This is a genomic window from Taklimakanibacter deserti (assembly GCA_003574785.1).
Map to the genome: position 1 here is coordinate 249343 of QORU01000012.1, position 16613 is coordinate 265955.

At 62.4% G+C, this 16613-nt stretch carries 17 protein-coding genes and 1 tRNA gene; 8 read left to right on the forward strand and 10 right to left on the reverse strand.

All coding sequences use genetic code 11. From position 1 onward, the window contains the following. Position 1 precedes the first annotated feature (1 nt). The 3 genes from DS839_RS24995 to DS839_RS25005 form a co-directional block, all read right to left on the reverse strand. Positions 2-1069, reverse strand: coding sequence for an ABC transporter permease (locus tag DS839_RS24995; protein ID WP_119273201.1), 1068 nt, complete (start codon positions 1067-1069; stop codon positions 2-4). Next, positions 1069-2583, reverse strand: a complete 1515-nt coding sequence (locus tag DS839_RS25000) for an ABC transporter ATP-binding protein (RefSeq protein WP_119273202.1) — start codon at positions 2581-2583, stop codon at positions 1069-1071. The genes DS839_RS24995 and DS839_RS25000 overlap by 1 nt, the downstream gene beginning before the upstream one ends. A gap of 237 nt (positions 2584-2820) precedes the next feature. Beyond that, positions 2821-3774, reverse strand: coding sequence for a BMP family protein (locus DS839_RS25005; protein WP_162918782.1), 954 nt, complete (start codon positions 3772-3774; stop codon positions 2821-2823). 126 nt (positions 3775-3900) lie between these two features. Between DS839_RS25005 and DS839_RS25010 the strand changes: the two genes are divergently transcribed. Then, on the forward strand, positions 3901-4809 hold the full coding sequence (locus DS839_RS25010) for a LysR family transcriptional regulator (protein ID WP_119273203.1): 909 nt from the start codon (positions 3901-3903) through the stop codon (positions 4807-4809). Positions 4810-4969: 160 nt separating this feature from the next. Further along, a complete protein-coding gene (locus DS839_RS25015) occupies positions 4970-5170 on the forward strand; it encodes a hypothetical protein (RefSeq protein ID WP_438816546.1) in 201 nt (66 codons plus the stop codon). A 9-nt stretch (positions 5171-5179) separates the two neighbouring features. Here the strand turns inward: DS839_RS25015 and DS839_RS25020 are convergent, their stop codons facing one another. After that, entirely contained in the window at positions 5180-5944 is a 765-nt protein-coding gene (locus DS839_RS25020) for an META domain-containing protein (protein ID WP_119273204.1), read from the reverse strand. Positions 5945-6152: 208 nt separating this feature from the next. On the opposite strand from DS839_RS25020, the gene DS839_RS25025 reads away from it, so the two are divergent. Genes DS839_RS25025 through DS839_RS25045 form a run of 5 tightly spaced genes read left to right on the forward strand, consistent with a single transcriptional unit; the run spans position 6153 to position 11377 of the window. Further along, a complete protein-coding gene (locus DS839_RS25025) occupies positions 6153-7796 on the forward strand; it encodes an ABC transporter substrate-binding protein (protein WP_119273274.1) in 1644 nt (547 codons plus the stop codon). Between the two features lie 17 nt (positions 7797-7813). After that, complete coding sequence (locus DS839_RS25030; RefSeq protein ID WP_119273205.1) at positions 7814-8875, forward strand: ABC transporter permease; 1062 nt, start codon at positions 7814-7816, stop codon at positions 8873-8875. Then, positions 8872-9789 carry a nickel transporter permease gene (gene nikC / locus DS839_RS25035; protein WP_119273206.1) on the forward strand — a complete coding sequence of 306 codons (918 nt, stop codon included), beginning with the start codon at positions 8872-8874 and terminating at the stop codon, positions 9787-9789. The genes DS839_RS25030 and nikC overlap by 4 nt, the downstream gene beginning before the upstream one ends. After that, a complete protein-coding gene (locus DS839_RS25040) occupies positions 9786-10619 on the forward strand; it encodes an ABC transporter ATP-binding protein (RefSeq protein ID WP_119273207.1) in 834 nt (277 codons plus the stop codon). Before nikC ends, DS839_RS25040 begins: the two co-directional genes overlap by 4 nt. Continuing rightward, positions 10616-11377, forward strand: coding sequence for an ABC transporter ATP-binding protein (locus tag DS839_RS25045; protein ID WP_119273275.1), 762 nt, complete (start codon positions 10616-10618; stop codon positions 11375-11377). The genes DS839_RS25040 and DS839_RS25045 overlap by 4 nt, the downstream gene beginning before the upstream one ends. A gap of 183 nt (positions 11378-11560) precedes the next feature. On the opposite strand, the gene DS839_RS25050 is transcribed toward DS839_RS25045, so the two are convergent. The 4 genes from DS839_RS25050 to DS839_RS25065 all read right to left on the reverse strand — a co-directional run bounded on the left by DS839_RS25050 (position 11561) and on the right by DS839_RS25065 (position 12781). Next, entirely contained in the window at positions 11561-11803 is a 243-nt protein-coding gene (locus tag DS839_RS25050; protein WP_119273208.1) for a hypothetical protein, read from the reverse strand. Positions 11804-12008: 205 nt separating this feature from the next. Next, the gene (locus tag DS839_RS25055) at positions 12009-12233 is read right to left on the reverse strand and encodes an alkylphosphonate utilization protein (RefSeq protein ID WP_119273209.1); all 225 of its coding nucleotides are present in this window, start codon (positions 12231-12233) and stop codon (positions 12009-12011) included. A gap of 75 nt (positions 12234-12308) precedes the next feature. After that, positions 12309-12383 (reverse strand) — tRNA-Gly (locus tag DS839_RS25060). A gap of 47 nt (positions 12384-12430) precedes the next feature. Then, positions 12431-12781 carry a winged helix-turn-helix transcriptional regulator gene (locus DS839_RS25065; protein ID WP_119273276.1) on the reverse strand — a complete coding sequence of 117 codons (351 nt, stop codon included), beginning with the start codon at positions 12779-12781 and terminating at the stop codon, positions 12431-12433. Between the two features lie 177 nt (positions 12782-12958). On the opposite strand from DS839_RS25065, the gene DS839_RS25070 reads away from it, so the two are divergent. Next, positions 12959-13537 carry an NADPH-dependent FMN reductase gene (locus DS839_RS25070; RefSeq protein ID WP_119273210.1) on the forward strand — a complete coding sequence of 193 codons (579 nt, stop codon included), beginning with the start codon at positions 12959-12961 and terminating at the stop codon, positions 13535-13537. 10 nt (positions 13538-13547) lie between these two features. Here the strand turns inward: DS839_RS25070 and DS839_RS25075 are convergent, their stop codons facing one another. Both DS839_RS25075 and DS839_RS25080 read right to left on the reverse strand, forming a co-directional pair. After that, positions 13548-15314: a B12-binding domain-containing radical SAM protein gene (locus DS839_RS25075; RefSeq protein WP_368911901.1), complete on the reverse strand. Its 1767-nt coding sequence runs from the start codon at positions 15312-15314 to the stop codon at positions 13548-13550. 138 nt (positions 15315-15452) lie between these two features. Continuing rightward, entirely contained in the window at positions 15453-16577 is a 1125-nt protein-coding gene (locus DS839_RS25080; protein ID WP_119273211.1) for a 2'-deoxycytidine 5'-triphosphate deaminase, read from the reverse strand. Positions 16578-16613: the final 36 nt, after the last annotated feature.

Here is a 16613-nt window from a genome sequence, read left to right on the forward strand (position 1 = left end):
GCTATGGCCGCTTCCATCGCCCGGCGCTGCGCCAGGATCCTGCCCAGCGCGAGTCGCTGAATTTGATCGCGAGGCTCGCGGCGACAAAGATGACGACGAGGCCCTGGATGGCGTCGACCACGGTGCTGTCGACGCCCGAGGCGCGCTGCATGAACTGGGCGCCAGACCGCAGGCCGGAGAAGAACAAAGCCGCGACCGGCACCAGGATCGGATTGGCGGCGGCCATGAAGGCGACGACGATGCCGTCGAAGCCGTATCCCGGGCTGAACATGTGGAAGAGGCGGTATTTGACGCCGAGGATCTCGAAGGCGCCGGCGAGGCCGGCGAGCGCGCCGCCCAAAGCCATGGTGGCGACCATTTGCCTCTGCACCCAGATGCCGGCATAGCGCGCCGCCTGCGGGTTGCTGCCGACGGTCGTCACCGCGAAGCCGAAGGTCGTGTATTTGAGAGCGAGCGCCAGGACGATGGCAAGCAGCACGCCGATGATGGCGCCGATATGGGCATCGGTCGGGCTCATGATATGGGGCAGGAACAGGCTCGCCGGGATCTCCGCCGAATAGGGATAGGGTGCTCCTTCCTCCATCATCGGACCGCCTGCCGCATAGCTCACGATATTGATGCCGACATAATTGAGGAGCAGCGTCACGATGACTTCATTGATGCCGCGATAGGCCTTGAGGTAGCCCGCGATCGCCGCCCAGAAGGCGCCGCCCAAGGCACCCGCCAGGGCGCAGATCAGGAGGTGCAGCGGCCAGTACATTTCCGGGAGGTAGAGTGCGGCGATGGCGCAGAACAGCGCCCCCATATAGATCTGGCCCTCGGCGCCGACATTGAACAGGCCGGCTTTCAGCGGCACGGCGACGGCGAGGCCGGCCAGCAGGATGGGCGAGAATTTCACCAGCGTGGCGCCAAAGCCGTAATAGTCGAAGAAAGCTTCGCCGAAGAGCGAGCGATAGGCGGCGATCGGGTTGGCGCCCGCCATCAGCATCAGGATCGAGCCGACGAGGAGCGCCAGGATCACCGCCCAGACGGTCTTCGTCGCATAGAGGAGCTGCATGGCGCGCGCCATCACACGACCTCGCTTCCGACACCCGCCATCAGCTCGCCGAACCGCTCAGGGCTCGCTTCATCGGGCGTGAGGATGCCGGTGATGCGGCCGCGATACATGACGGCGATGCGGTCGGCGATATCCATGACATGCTCAAGCTCGGTCGACACATAGAGGACGCCGACGCCCGATTTCTTCAGGTCGAAGATGGTGTTTTGCACGAATTCGATGGCCCCGATATCGAGCCCCTTGCAGGCCTGCATGATGATGAGGAGGCGGGGCTTCGCTTCGATCTCGCGCGCCAGGATGACCTTCTGCTGATTGCCGCCGGAGAGGAAGCGCGCCGGCTGCTGCGGCGAGCGCAGGCGCACGTCATAGTGCTTGACGAGCAGGGCGGCATTTCTCGCCATATAGGCGAAATCGAGAATGCCATGGCGCGAGGCGGGCGGGCGGTCATAGTCGCGCAAAATGAGATTGGTCGCGACCGGGTAATCGAGGACGAGGCCGGTCGTCTGCCGGTCCTCGGGCACGAAGCCGATGCCCGCTTCGTTCTTGCGCGCCTTGACGCCGAGCGGACCGATATCGCGGCCGCCGACCAGGATCCGGCCGCCATCGAGCGGGCGCAGGCCCGCAATGACCTCGCCGAGCTCGCGCTGGCCGTTGCCGTCGACGCCGGTGACGCCCAGCACCTCGCCCGCGCGCAAGTCGAAGCTGAGATTGTCGAGGGCGCGCACGCCCCGATCACTGGTGGCGATGAGGTTCTCGGCCGTGAGCAGGATGTCGCCCAGGGCGTTCTTCACCCGCTTCAGATTCATGATCACGTCGCGCCCGACCATGCGCCGCGCCAGTTGCCGCGGTGTCGTGTCTCGGGCGTCGATTTCGTCGGTGACCTTGCCGTGGCGCATCACCGTCACCCGGTCGGCCACTTGCATCACTTCCTCGAGCTTGTGGGTGATGAACAGGATGGTGTGGCCGGCGGAGCGGAGCGCCTTCAGGCTGTCGAGGAAGGAGCCGATCTCGCCCGGCGCCAGCACGCTGGTCGGCTCGTCGAGGATGAGGACCTCGGCCTTGCGGTAGAGCGCCTTCAGGATCTCGACGCGCTGGCGCATGCCCATGGGCAGCGTCCAGATCTCAGCCTGAGGATCGATGTCGAAGCCGATGCTCTTGCTGAGCTCGCGGATGCGCTTCTCATGCGTCTTGAAATCGACGGTATCGAGGCCGCGATCGAGGCCGAGCACGATATTCTCGGTGACGGTGAGCGAGCTCACCAGCATGAAATGCTGATGGATCATGCCGATGCCGTGCGCGATGGCATCGCGCGGCGACGCCAGTTTGAGGGTCGCGCCGTCGAGCAGGATCTGTCCCTCGTCGGGCCGGTAGAGCCCGTAGAGGATGTTCATCAAGGTCGTCTTGCCGGCGCCGTTCTCACCCAGGATCGCATGGATGGCGCCCTTGGCGATGGTGATCGAAACATCGTCGAGCGCCTTGAACGCGCCGAATGACTTCGTGATCCCATCAATGACAATGTGATCCATCGACCTGTCCGCTACTTTCGTTCACTCTCCCTCCGCCACGCCGCAGGCGTGGGGAGGGTGGCGCGCGTCAGCGCGACGGGTGGGGTGCCCCCTGAAGGGAGGTCTCTCAAGCAAGGTCTTTGCAGTCTCCATAGCCATTCGTTAAGTACCTCCTGGTGGAGAGACCCCACCCGTCGCGCGTTCCGCGCGACACCCTCCCCGCGCTTGCGCGCGGCGGAGGGAGCGTAGGCCAATGGCTCAGGGCGTGAGCTCGCCCGACTTCATCTTCTCGGCGAGCGCCAGGACCTCTTTCTGGACGTCTTCCGGCACGGCCTTGTGGAACGAGCCGATGCGGGCCGCTTCCGGCGTCTTGAGGTCGAAATTGTAGTTCTTGCCCTCGAGCTTGCCCTCCTGCGCGAGCTTGATGTAGTCGAGCATCGCGCCCTTGATGTCGAAGATGGCGGATTGCAGCACGGTGTCGGGCCAGTCGGCGACGGCGTCGTAATAGAGGCCGAAGCCCCACACGCCCTTCTCCTTGCAGGCCTGCAGGCTGCCGATCACCGCATTGTCCATGGTCGGGAAGATGACGTCGGCGCCTTGCGAGATCTGGTTGAGGGCGGCTTCCTTGCCCTTGGCGATATCGTCCCAGTCATTGGTATAGGCGGTGAACACTTCCGTGCCGCCCGCCGCCTTGAAGCCCGCCTCATAGGCGGAGTTGAGGTCGAGCGAGAATTTGATCTTCTGCCCGCCGATCCAGCCGGCCTTGCCGCTCTTCGACATCTTGCCGGCGAGATAGCCCATGAGATAGCCGAACTGGCGGAAGTTGAAATCGGCCGAGGCGATATTGCCGCCGCCCAGCTGGCCGTTGTTCACCACGAAGATCGTGTCGGGATATTTGGGACCGACGCGCTTGGCGGCGTCCTGGAATTCGCCGCCATGGCCGATCACCACCTTGTAGCCGCGCCTGGCATAGTCGGCCATCGCTTCGGCCTGATCGGCCTGCGCCACCTTTTCGCTATAGGCGACATCGAGGCCGAGCTTGTCCTTGGCCTGCATGATGCCTTCATAGCCGGACTGGCTCCACGACTTGTCGGTGATGTTGCCCGGCATGACGATCGCCACTTTGAACGCGTCCGCCCAGGCGGGCTTGAGCATGGCGACGCCGGCAGCCGACCCGCAAATGGCAATGAAAGACCTTCTGCTGATGATCATGTCTCTCTCCCTTGTTGGCCGCAGCTTCGCCGCGGCTCGTTCTTCATTGGCAAGGGACAGTCTTGATCAGGAATTACTTTTGTTCGATATTAAATAAATGAACTTTATTTCCGCTTCAGGTTAAGTATGCCGCGCGAAGCCAAGCCGCAGATCACCCTCGACGGCATCGACGTCAATCTCTTGCGCATGTTCTGCGTCATCGTCGAGAGCAACGGCTTTTCCGCCGCCCAGGCGCGCATGAACATTTCCGCCGCCTCGATCTCGAGCAAGATGGCGGCCCTCGAGGACCGTTTGGGCTTGCGCCTGTGCCAGCGCGGGCGTGCCGGCTTCAGCCTGACCAGCGAAGGCCAGAAGGTCTATGAGGCCGCGACCGCCATCTTCAAGTCGCATGTCGCCTTCGTGCGCGAGGTAAGCCAGTTGCGCCAAGACCTCACCGGCAGGCTCGATGTCGGCATCGTCGATTCGACCGTCACCAATCCCGATATGCGCCTCTCCGATCTGGTGCGCCGCTTCAGCCTGAAGCATCCCAATGTCCATCTGGCGCTGCATGTCATGGAGCCGCCCGATATCGAGCGCGCTCTGCTCGAAGGCAAGCTGCAGATCGGCATCTCCGCCTTCTACCATCATGTGCCGGGGCTCCAGTACCGGCCGCTGCTCGAGGAATTGCACGAGCTCTATTGCGGGCGCGGCCATGCGCTCTTCGACCGCGCGCCGAACCGCATCGAGATGGCGGAATTGCGCGACTGCCGCTATGTCATCCGCAGCCATCTGCCGAGCCATGTCGAGCTCGCCAATGACAGCGTGACCGGCGGGGCCACCGTGACCGACATGGAGGCGATGGCGCATCTGGTGCTGTCCGGCCAGTTCATCGGCTTCATGCCGGTGCATTATGCCGCGATCTGGACCGGGAACGACCGCATCCGCCCCATCCTGCCCGGGCGCTTCACCCACAAATCGACCTTCGAGATCGCGCTCAATTCCGAGCACCGCATGGACCGCACGACGGTGGCGTTCCTGCAGCAGATCCGGCCTTGAACCGGAATCTGAAATGATTACGCTTGGCCGCTGCTAGAGCAAATCCCGCCAAAGTTGAAGACTTTGGCGATAAGGATTTGCTCCAGCATATTGATTTGGCGCGAATCCTTTTCGGCGAAGTGATTCCACTTCGCCGGGATGCGCGCTAGGAGAACGGTCCATGATATTGCGCGTCGTCTTGTTGGTCATCGGCAGCCTGATGGTCCTCATGGGGCTCGTATGGATCGGCCAGGGCAGCGGCTATTTCCCCTATCCCGCCGAAAGCTTCATGATCAGCCAGACGCCCTGGATCTATTGGGGCCTGCTTCTCGCCGCTTTAGGCCTGGTGGTCATCATCCTTTCGCGCAGGCGCGGAAGGTAGACACACCCCTCACATCCGCGCCAGCAGCAGGATTTCCTTGTTGCCGGCATCGAACAGGATGAGCTTGCCGCGCTGATCGTCGATCAGCCAGCGCCGCGCGTCGTTGAGGGCGCCGAGGAATTTGGTCTCCTGGTCCATGATCGCAGGCGGACAGGCCATCTGGGTCGCGACCAGCGGTCCGAAGCTGATCTTGTCGCCGGTGACGGTGGCCTTGCCGCCGAAACCGTTGCAGCCGCCCTTGCCCGTCACCTTGCCGTCCTCGGCGATCTCGATCGTGCTCTGCAGATTGTCGATGACGCCGCCATTGCGGATCGATTCCGCCAGCCATTTGCCTTTCGGGATCGAAGCCTCGGACCCTTGTGCGACGCGCTGGACCAGGACTTCCGGCTGGATGGGGCCGCGGATCTGTTGGCGGGCGCTGGTGGCGAACCACACTTTGCCGTCGACCAGGATGCGTGCCTGGAGCATATAGGTGTGGCCGCGGCGGATGCGTGTGTCGTCGAAGCGCAGGCGATAGGGAATGGGCAGACGATTGCGCGTGCGCACTTGCGTGACGGCGAAAATGCTCTCGGGCGTATCGGGCGCCAGGTCGACGATGCTCACCTCCAGGATCGCATGCCGCGGCAGGGCAATACGCTCGCGATAGGAGACGGTGCCGCGCAGGATCCGCTCCTTGGCATGGGCAGGCAGGGCCGCGGGCAGGGCCAGCGCCAGCGAGGCCAAGCCCAGAAGCCTGCGCCGCGATAAAGGATTGAGGGTTTTGCCGTCGCTCATGGTCGCCTCCTTCAGCGGAACTCTGATAGGGTGGACTTTATGTCCTTATTAGGGAGAAGGCGCCGACCCGCGCAAACGGTGCCGATCTCCGACTACAATCGACCGTCGTTGCGCCTGAAGGTGGAATCTGCAAGACTTTGTCCAGGAAGAACAAGGCCGGACGAACCGGTCTCCCGCTAGAGAACCATCCAGGAGAGCAAACATGGACATGAAGATCGGAAAGCTTGCCGCCACTTTGCGGGTAACCGTCGGCGGTGCGGCGCTTATTGCCTTGATGGCGCTTTCCACGCCCGTCTTGGCCGTCACCCCGGCCGACACGCTGGTCGAGGGCTTCGCGATCGACGATATCATTTCCATGGACCCGGCCGAGGCCTTCGAGCTCTCGACAGCCGAGGTCACCGCCAACACCTACAACCTTCTCGTCCGTATCGATCTCAATGATACATCGAAGGTCAAGGGCGACCTCGCCGAAAGCTGGACGGTTTCGGACGATGGCCTGACCTATACGTTCAAGCTCAAGCCCGGACTGAAATTCGCCTCCGGCAACCCGATCACCGCCGCCGACGTGGCCTATTCCTTCGAACGTGCGGTCAAGCTCAACAAGAGCCCGGCCTTCATCATCCAGCAACTCGGCATCAGTGGTGACAATGTCGCGGACAAGGCGAAGGCCGTGGACGATACGACCTTCCAGTTCGTCGTCGACAAATCCTATGCGCCGAGCTTCGTCCTCAACTGCTTGTCGGCGACGGTCGGTTCGGTGGTCGACAGCAAGCTGGTCAAGGAGCATGTCGCGGCGGTCACGCCGAGCGACGACTACAAGTACGACAATGATTTCGGCAATGCCTGGCTGAAGACCGGCTTTGCGGGCTCCGGTCCCTACAAGCTGCGCGAATGGCGGGCCAATGAAGTCGTCGTCATGGAGCGCAACGACGATTATTTCGGCGAGAAGGCGAAGCTCGCCCGCGTCATCTATCGTCACATGAAGGAAAGCGCTGCCCAGCGCTTGGCGCTGGAAGCCGGCGACATCGATGTGGCCCGCAATCTCGAGCCGAACGACCTCGACGCCGTTGCCAAGAATGCCGATCTGAAGACCACCAGCGCCCCCAAGGGCACGGTCTATTACATCAGTCTCAATCAGAAGAATCCGAACCTCGCCAAGCCCGAGGTGCGCCAGGCCTTCAAATATCTCGTCGACTATGATGCGCTGGGCGCCACCATCCTCAAGGGCATCGGCGAGATCCATCAGACCTTCCTGCCGGATGGCGTTCTGGGCGAGCTTCCCGAGAATCCGTTCAAGCTCGACGTCGCCAAGGCCAAGGAGCTGCTCGCCAAGGCCGGTCTTCCGGACGGCTTCAACGTCACCATGGACGTCCGCAGCTCTCAGCCGGTGACCGGCATGGCGGAATCGATCCAGCAGACCCTGGGGCAGGCCGGGATCAAGCTCGAAATCATCCCGGGCGACGGCAAGCAGACCTTGACCAAGTACCGTGCCCGCAATCACGACATTTATATCGGGCAGTGGGGCCAGGATTATTTCGATCCGAACTCCAATGCCCAGACCTTCGCCAGCAATCCTGACAATTCCGATACGCCCAAGATCTCGACCCTTGCCTGGCGCAATGCCTGGGACATTCCGGAACTGACCAAGAAGACGGAAGCCGCCTTGCTCGAGCGCAATCCGGACAAGCGCGCCCAGATGTATCAGGAGCTGCAGAAGGCCGTCCTCGACGCCAGCCCCTTCGTGATCATTCACCAGCAGCTGGAAGTGGCGGGCCTGCGCGGCAATCTGAAGGACTTCAAGCTCGGCCCGAGCTTCGACACCAATTTCGTCGATACGATTTCCAAAGAATAGTCTTTGGATAAGAGGGCGTGAGCGCGATTGAGACCGAAGCGTCGCGCGGCGGCGCTCGTGCCGTCGCCATCGCCTCGGTGATCGGCCGGTTCATCGTCATCGCGATCACGACCTATCTGGGTCTGCTCGCTGTGACGTTCTTTATCGGCCGCGTCATCCCGATCGATCCGGTGCTGGCGGTACTGGGTGATCGTGCCCGCCCGGATGTCGTCGAGCGCACGCGCCGCGAAATGGGCCTCGACCTGCCGCTCGTCCAGCAGTTCTATATCTATCTGAAGAATGCGCTCAGCGGCGATTTCGGCAATTCGGTCCTGACCACCAATCCGGTGATGACCGACATTCGTCGCGCCTTTCCGGCGACGATCGAGCTGGCGACGCTCGGGACGCTGATCGGCTCCGTGCTCGGCGTGCCGCTCGGCGTGCTGGCCGCCGTCAAGCGCGGCAGCCTCGTCGATCAGGTCGTCAGGCTCATCGGCCTCATCGGCTATTCGGTGCCGATCTTCTGGCTGGCGCTTCTGGCGCTGGTCCTGTTTTACGCCAAGCTCAAATGGGTCGCTTTCCCCGGCCGCATCGACGTCGTCTATGAATACAGCTTCACGCCGGTCACCGGTTTCTATCTTCTCGATTCGGCGCTGCAGGGCCAGTGGGACGTGTTTCGCGATGTCTTTCGCCACATCATCCTCCCGGCTTCGCTGCTCGGCTATTTTTCCCTCGCTTATATCAGCCGCATGACGCGCTCCTTCATGCTGAACGAGCTCGCCCAGGAATATATCGTCGCCGCGCGCGCCAAGGGCCTGTCGGAGACACGGGTCATCTGGGGCCATGCCTTGCGCAACGCGGCGGTGCCGATGGTCACCGTCATCGCGCTCTCTTATGCCGGGCTCTTGGAAGGCTCGGTTTTGACCGAGACGGTCTTTTCCTGGCCGGGCATCGGTCTCTACATCACCAACTCGCTGCAGAATGCCGATATGAACGCCGTCCTCGGCGGCACGATCATCATCGGCTCGGTCTTCATCGGCATAAATCTCCTGTCGGACCTGCTCTACCGGCTCCTCGATCCAAGGACGAAAGTGGGATGAGCGAGATCGGCCAGACGCGGCGCGATTGGCTCCTCAGCGAGCGGCCGCAGTCGCGCCTCCAGGCCAGGCTCGGCCGCGCCTATGTGACATGGCGGCGCTTTTCGGCGAACCGCCTGGCGTTGCTCGGTCTCCTCATCATCATCGCCTTGCTGGTCGTGGCGGCCCTCGCCCCGATGCTGGCGCCCTATTCGCCGGTCGTCGGCGATCTCAAGAACGCGCGGCTTCTGCCGCCGGGTCCTGAGCATTGGTTCGGCACCGACGATCTCGGCCGCGATATCTTTTCGCGCATCATCTACGGCTCGCGCTGGACTCTTTATGTAGTGGTGCTCGTCGCCATCATCGCCGCCCCCATCGGCCTCCTGATCGGCACCGTCGCCGGCTATGCCGGCGGCTGGATCGACGCCATTTTGATGCGCGTGACCGACATCTTCCTGGCTTTCCCGAAACTGATCCTGGCGCTGGCCTTCGTCGCAGCGTTGGGGCCCGGCATCGAGAATGCCGTGCTCGCCATCGCCATCACCTCCTGGCCGCCCTATGCGCGTATCGCGCGTGCCGAGACTCTGACCGTCCGCAACTCGGATTACATCAAGGCCGTCCAGCTCATGGGCGCCTCGCCGGCGCGCATCGTGCTCCGGCACATCATGCCGCTCTGCATCTCATCCCTCATCATCCGGGTGACGCTCGACATGGCTGGCATCATCCTCACCGCCGCGGGCCTGGGCTTCCTCGGTCTCGGCGCCCAGCCGCCGCTGCCGGAATGGGGCGCCATGATCGCCTCGGGCCGCCGCTTCATCCTCGATCAGTGGTGGGTCGCCGGCGCCCCGGGTGCCGCCATCCTCATCGTCAGCCTCGGTTTCAACCTGCTGGGCGACGGCTTGCGCGATGCCCTCGATCCGCGGAGCGGCGATCAATGACGAGCCTCCTCGAGGTCGATGACCTGCGCGTGACCTTCCCGACGCGAACCGGAATCATCGAGGCGGTTCGCGGTGTTTCCTTTGCGCTCGGCCGCGAACGGCTCGGCATTGTTGGCGAGTCGGGTTCGGGCAAGTCGCAGACCGGCCGCGCCATCATGGGCCTGTCGCCGCCGCAGGCGATCGTGACCGCGAAGAAGCTCGCCTTCGACCGCATCGACCTGCTCAGCGTCTCGTCCGCCCAACGCCGGGCGCTGCGCGGCAAGCGCATCGCCATGATCCTCCAGGATGCGAAATATTCGCTCGATCCGGTCATGACCATCGGCCGGCAGATCGTCGAGACGCTGCGCGCGCATGAGAAGGTCGGCAAGGCGGAAGCCCGGGAGCGGGCGCTCGCCATGCTGGAGGCGGTGCAGATCCGCGGGGCGAAGCGCGTCTTCGATCTCCATCCGCATGAGGTTTCGGGCGGCATGGGCCAGCGCGCCATGATCGCCATGATGCTGATCGCCGACCCTGAGCTGATGATCGCCGACGAGCCGACCTCGGCGCTCGACGTCACCGTTCAGCTCGAGGTTTTGAGCATTCTCGACAAGCTCGTCGCCGAGCGCGGCATGGGCCTGATCTTCATCTCGCATGATCTGCGGCTGGTCTCGTCCTTCTGCGACCGGGTGATCGTGATGTATGCCGGCAAGGTCGTCGAGCAGCTCAAGGCATCCGAGCTCGGCAACGCAGAGCATCCCTATACGCGGGGCCTTCTCGACTGCATGCCGAAGATCGGAGCCAACCGCCACCCGCTGCCGGTGCTCAACCGCAAGCCGGAATGGGCGGCATGACCAAAGCGCTTTCGATCGAGAAGCTCGAGGTGATCTATCACGGCTTCCTGGCGCTGAAGGGGGTCAGCTTCGATGTGCAATCGGGCGAATCCTTCGGCCTCGTCGGTGAATCGGGCTCCGGCAAGTCGACCATCCTGCGCGCGATCGCGGGGCTGGCGCCGGTCGCCGCGGGCACGATTGCCGTCGACGGCAAAGAGCTGGGCCGGCATCGCGACAAGACTTTCTACCGGCGGGTCCAGATGGTCTTCCAGGATCCTTACGGTTCGCTGCATCCGCGCCAGACCGTAGACCGGCTGTTGCAGGAGCCGCTCGCCATCCATGGCATCGCCGACGGCGAGCGCCGCATCCTGAAAGCCCTGGACGAGGTCGGCCTCGGCTCGGGCTTCCGCTTCCGCTATTCGCATCAGCTTTCGGGCGGCCAGCGCCAGCGCGTCGCCATCGCGCGCGCCCTCATCCTCGAGCCTTCGATCCTGCTGCTCGACGAGCCGACATCAGCGCTCGACGCCTCGGTCCAGGCGGAAGTGCTGAACCTCCTGGAAGAGGTCCGGCGCCGGCGCGAGCTGACCTATCTGATGGTGAGCCATGATCTCGCGATCATCACCCATATGTGCGAGCGCCTGATGGTGATGCAGAACGGTGAAGCGGTCGAGAATCTGAACGCCGGCGAGCTCGCCGGCCATCGCGTCGCCAGGAACTATACGCGCAACCTCCTCAAGGCGAGCGAAGGCTTCGATCGCAGCGCGCAAGGCCGCGGCTAGAGCCGGATGAGTTTAGTCCGCCTCACTACCCTCACCCTGAGGTGGCCGCGAAGCGGCCCTCGAAGGGTGGCAAGCGGCAAGACCGCTGTTCCTGGATCATGCTTCGAGGCTCGCTTCGCTCGCACCTCAGCATGAGGGGTGTTTCGGCGGGCCGACTCTTTTCAAGTCATCAGGCTCTAGGGATTACAACTGCCTGACCGCCCTCGCTTGCGTCTTGTCGAGTTCGTCCAATGCCCAATCCATCTCGACAAGGTCCTTTTCCCGGGCGTCAGTCAATGAAGACAAGAGTTTCTTGCCTTCGGCACTGTCGACGCCTTGCGCCTCGAGATTCGTGATGACCGACCGCTGGTGTGAAATCAGTTGATCCCGGCGCGCCGCACGCAGACGAGCCTGTACAAAAATGTCCAACAGAACGGTTTTGTTCATGTCGTCACCTCACGAGGTCTGTGAAGAGTCGAGTTTGATTCATGGTCGCGGCGGTTTCATGACCTAAACCATACAATAATGTAAGAATGCCATCGAAAATCAGCGCGTGGCCAAGAGCTACACCCGCAACCTTCTCAAGGCGAGCAACGGCTTCGACCGCAGCGCGCAGGGGCGCGGTTAGGAGCGGTCGTGTCGAGTGGGTGGCTTACGCCTTCTTCAGGAACTCGGTCTTCAGCACCAGGCCTTTGACCTGCTTGGTGTTGCACTCAATTTCACCGGGATTTCCGGTGAGCCGGATATTCTTCACAAGCGTGCCCCGCTTGATGGTCTCCGACGTTCCTTTGACCTTGAGATCCTTGATCAATGTTACAGAATCGCCATCCTTGAGCTGATTGCCATTGCTGTCCCTGACGATGATTTCGTCTGTCATGTTTTTCCTTTGCAGCCGCAGCCATCTGGCTCAGCGGCCGGGCGACCAGCCATTGCTCGGTCCGGCGTGAAAATTTGGAGCGGGCGAAGGGAATCGAACCCTCGACATACAGCTTGGGAAGCTGTCGTTCTACCACTGAACTACGCCCGCTTGCCGGCCATAGGGATATCGATTTCGTGAGGCCCCGTCCAGAGGGGTCAGGATTTCGCCATCTGGTCGAAGCGGGCGCGGGCCTTTTCCACGCGTGAACGGTTGTGTCGGGCCCAATCGCCGAGCGCCCTGACCGGGACCAGGAGGTCACGGCCGAGGCTGGTCAATTCGTAATCGACCCGGGGCGGGATGGTGGGGGTGACGGTGCGGGTGACGAAGCCGTCGCGTTCGAGCCCGCGCAAGGTAGTGGTCAGCATCTTCTGCGAGATGCCGCCGATGAGCCGGCGCAATTCGCTGAAGCGCATCGCCCCGTCGCCGAGCAGGCTCACCACCAGCACGCTCCATTTGTCGCCGACGCGCGCCAGGATCTCGTTCACCGAGCGGCAGTCCGAGGGCATGTCGCCATTGATGCGCGCCTCGGCATAGATCTCCCTGAAGCGTTGGGGTTCGGCGGGGAGTTTCAGGATCCTTGGTTTCACGAAAGTGACTCCGGTTTCGAAAAAGTGCCGTCTTGTGCAGGTTTTGACAGTCACTCATATAGCGCAAGTCACCAATAGATACCATGAGGGAAGCCCATGCGGAATGTCGCGGTATTCGTCGGAAGCCTGCGCAACGGATCGATCAATCAAAAGCTCGCCAAAGCGCTGGCGAAGCTCGGGCGCGGGCAGTTCGCCTTCACCTTCGTCGAACTGGGCGACCTGCCGATGTTCAATCAGGACCTGGAAGCGAACCTTCCCTCGAGCGTCGTGCGCATGAAGGAAGAGATCGTGGCGGCGGATGCGGTCCTGTTCGTGACGCCCGAGCATAACCGCTCCATCCCGGCGGTGCTCAAGAACGCCATCGACTGGGGCACCAGGCCCTGGGGCCAGAATTCATGGGCCGGCAAGCCCGGCTCGATCATCGGCACGAGTCCCGGCAATGTCGGCACCGCCGCAGGGCAGGCGCATCTGCGCAGCGTGATGACCGTGCTCGACGTGGTGCTCTTGGGCCAGCCCGAAGTCTATTTCGTGACGACGCCCGGCCTCATCGACGACAATGACGACATCACCGATGATGCGACGCGCCAGTTCCTCGAAGGCTATCTCGCGCGCTTCGCAACCTGGATCGACCAGGTCACGCAATATGAGGAGAAGGTCCGGCAGAAGGTTGCTTGATTCGCGCTAGCTATTCCGCGGCCTCGAACCTTGCGCGCAAATCTTCTGCCCGGAGCTTTTTCGCGACGGCTGCCTCGCCGCCTGATGTCTCAGTGAACATCGCGAGCGTCTCGAAGTCATCCGCCGCCGGAGGCATGATCGCGGTATCGGTATATACAGCGCGGTTTGGATCGCGCATCACGCGCCGATAAATGCGGTTGGCTTTACGGACCATCATGAGATAGCGATAGGCTTTCGCGATGATCTCGGCGGCATATTTGGGATAGAAGACGAAAGGGCTCTCGAGCGGCAGGCTTGGGCGCCGGTCGATGCGATACTTTCGTCGAAAGAAGCCCCCTTCCAGAGGGTGCAGCCCCTCGATCTGGAACATGAGGGAAAACCACATCATGACGCGCATTTTCCCTCCGGGCCGCCCCTTGGGGACGCAAGCCGCGCGCCGGATCACCGTCTCGAGATGTTCCGGGGTATAATAGGAAGCCCAGGCTTCACGATAGACCTGGTCCCATTCGGCATCCGACATCTTCTCATGATGGGTCACCCGATGATGAAGGTCATATTTGTTGAGATCCGGGTCCATCCACCGGCCATCGCCAAGCAGGTTCTTGTGATCCTCCGAGCCTGGCAGCGGTGTCAGAAAGTTGAACTCCAAAAGATCGATCGGCAATTCGCGCTTGATGATTTCGACGTCGCGCAGAATCGATTCCCGCGTATCATTGGGGAAGCCCAGAATATATCCGGCATAGGTCGTGGCGCCATGAGCTCGCCATGCCTGAAGCATGAGCCGGTAATCGGTGATCTTGTTCTGGCGTTTTTTGGCGGCCAACAGATTATCGGGATTGATGTTCTCGAGCCCGATGAAGACCCGGGTCACCCCGGCACGGCACGCCTTCTCTATGAAGCGCGGAATCCGATGGCACAGCGTGTCGACCTGGATGATGAGCTTGATCTTGAGGCCCTCCCCCTCGCGCAGCGAGATGAGACGATCGAAGAGCGGTTCCCACTCTCTATTGCGGGCGAAATTGTCATCGGTGATGAAGAAACAGTGGATGCCCTGGCGGGCATTGTCGCGAATGATCCTTTCGAGGTCGTCGGGGGTACGGAATCGGCTCTTGCGGCCCTGGACGTTGATGATCGTGCAGAACGAGCATTGAAAGGGACAGCCGCGGCCAAGATCGAAGCTTGAAAAATGCCCGCGCGTGCGCCGCACGGCTTCCGCCGGGAGGATCGGCACGGGCTGACCTTCGAGCGCCGGCAAGTGCTTCATATGGTTGTAGAGGGGCTTGAGCGAACCGGCATGAGCATCGCGCAGCAGTTCATCGAGCGCGCCATCCTCCGCCTCTCCGGCGAAGATCGAAATCCCCATGTCCTGCGCTTGGCGGATTTCGGCGGGCAGCTCGGGCAGCATGGCAAGACATCCCGACACATGAAAGCCGCCGATGGCGACCGCTAGCCCTTCTTTGAGAAAGGGTCTCGCCAGATCGATCGCGCGGTTGAACTGGTTGGATTGCACACCGATCAAAGCGACGAGAGCCTGCCCGCTTTGTCTGCGAATCTTGCGAATGATTGCCTTGGGCTTGATGCGTGTATTGGTTTCATCGAGGGTAACGAGGCGGAGATCGACGTCTGGGCCGAGAACCTGCCGGCGGCGGCAGTCAAGAGCAAGACCGTTGACGGCCGCCAGCGTGTTCGCAGGGATTTCCGAACGGATCCATTGGATCGGATAGCCATCGTCGTCATAGTGCGACGGTTTGATCATCACGAGGTGAAACGACCGCATCGCGACTCCCCTGGAGCTGACTTATGGCCGGAAAAATTGGCAATCGCAGTCGTAGCGTGGGGCCTGTGCAGCCTCGTCTCGCCGGTATCAGCCCGGATTCATTGACGCGCTGCCGTGACAGCCTGATGAACGCGGTGCCTAAGGCACGAACGGCTTGAAGTGCTTGGAGAGCTTCAGGCCCTGGCGCTGGTAGTTCGAGCCGATGCCCTGGCCGTAGACCTGGTCCGGCGCTTCCGTCAGCGGCTCGTAGATGAGCCTGCCGATAATCTGCCCGTCCTCCAGGATGAAGGGCACTTCATGCGAGCGCACTTCCAGCACCGCGCGCGCTCCCTCGCCGCCCCCCGACTGGTGGCCGAAGCCCGGATCGAAGAAGCCGGCATAATGCACGCGGAACTCGCCGACCAGCGGGTTGAACGGCACCATCTCGGCGGCATGCGTCGGCGGCACCCTGACCGCCTCCTTGGAGGCGAGGATATAGAACTGGTCGGGATCGAGGATCAAAGAGCCCTTCTGCCAGATCGGCTCCCAGTAATCGCCGACGTCGAGTGCCCCCACCTTGTCGACATCGATGAGGCCCGAATGCCTTTTGGCGCGGAAGCCGACGGGCTGGCCGTGGGGCTGGCCCGAGAGATCGACCGAGAGCGCGATGCCGTTGTCGATATTGGCTGTCTCGCTCGAGATCAGGGCCTCGCTCTCATGCAGCATGGCGATGATCTCATCGGAGGCGAGCGGCGGGCCTGAGCGGAAGCGGATCTGCGAGAGCCTGGAGCCGGTGCGCGCCAGGATGGAGAAGCTCCGGGGCGAGATCTCGGCATAGAGCGGGCCGTCATAGGCTTCCGGGATCTTGTCGAATTCGCGCGCCTCATCGGCGATGACGCGGGTGAAGATGTCGAGCCGTCCGGTCGAGCTCTTAGGGTTCGCCGCGGCCGAGATGCCTTGCGGCAGCTTCAGGGACTCGAGAAGCGGCACGATATAGACGCAGCCCGCCTCGAAGACCGCTCCCTGGGCGAGGGAGAATTTGTGCAGCTGCAGCTTCTCCAGGCGCTCGGCGACGGTGATGCCGGGACCGGGCAGGAAGGACGCCCTGACCCGATAGGCCCATTCGCCGAGCCTCAGATCGAGGCTTGCCGGCTGGATCTGGCCCTCCGCCAGGGGCCGGCCGGGGTCGATGAAGCCCTTGTCGCAAAAATCGAGAAGCGCCCGCGCGGGCAGGATTCCCCGGGGCAGTTGGGCAGCGGTGGGCTTACGTTGCGGCTGCGGCATGGCGTTATTGAGGGGTTTTGGCGGCTTTAGGCAAGC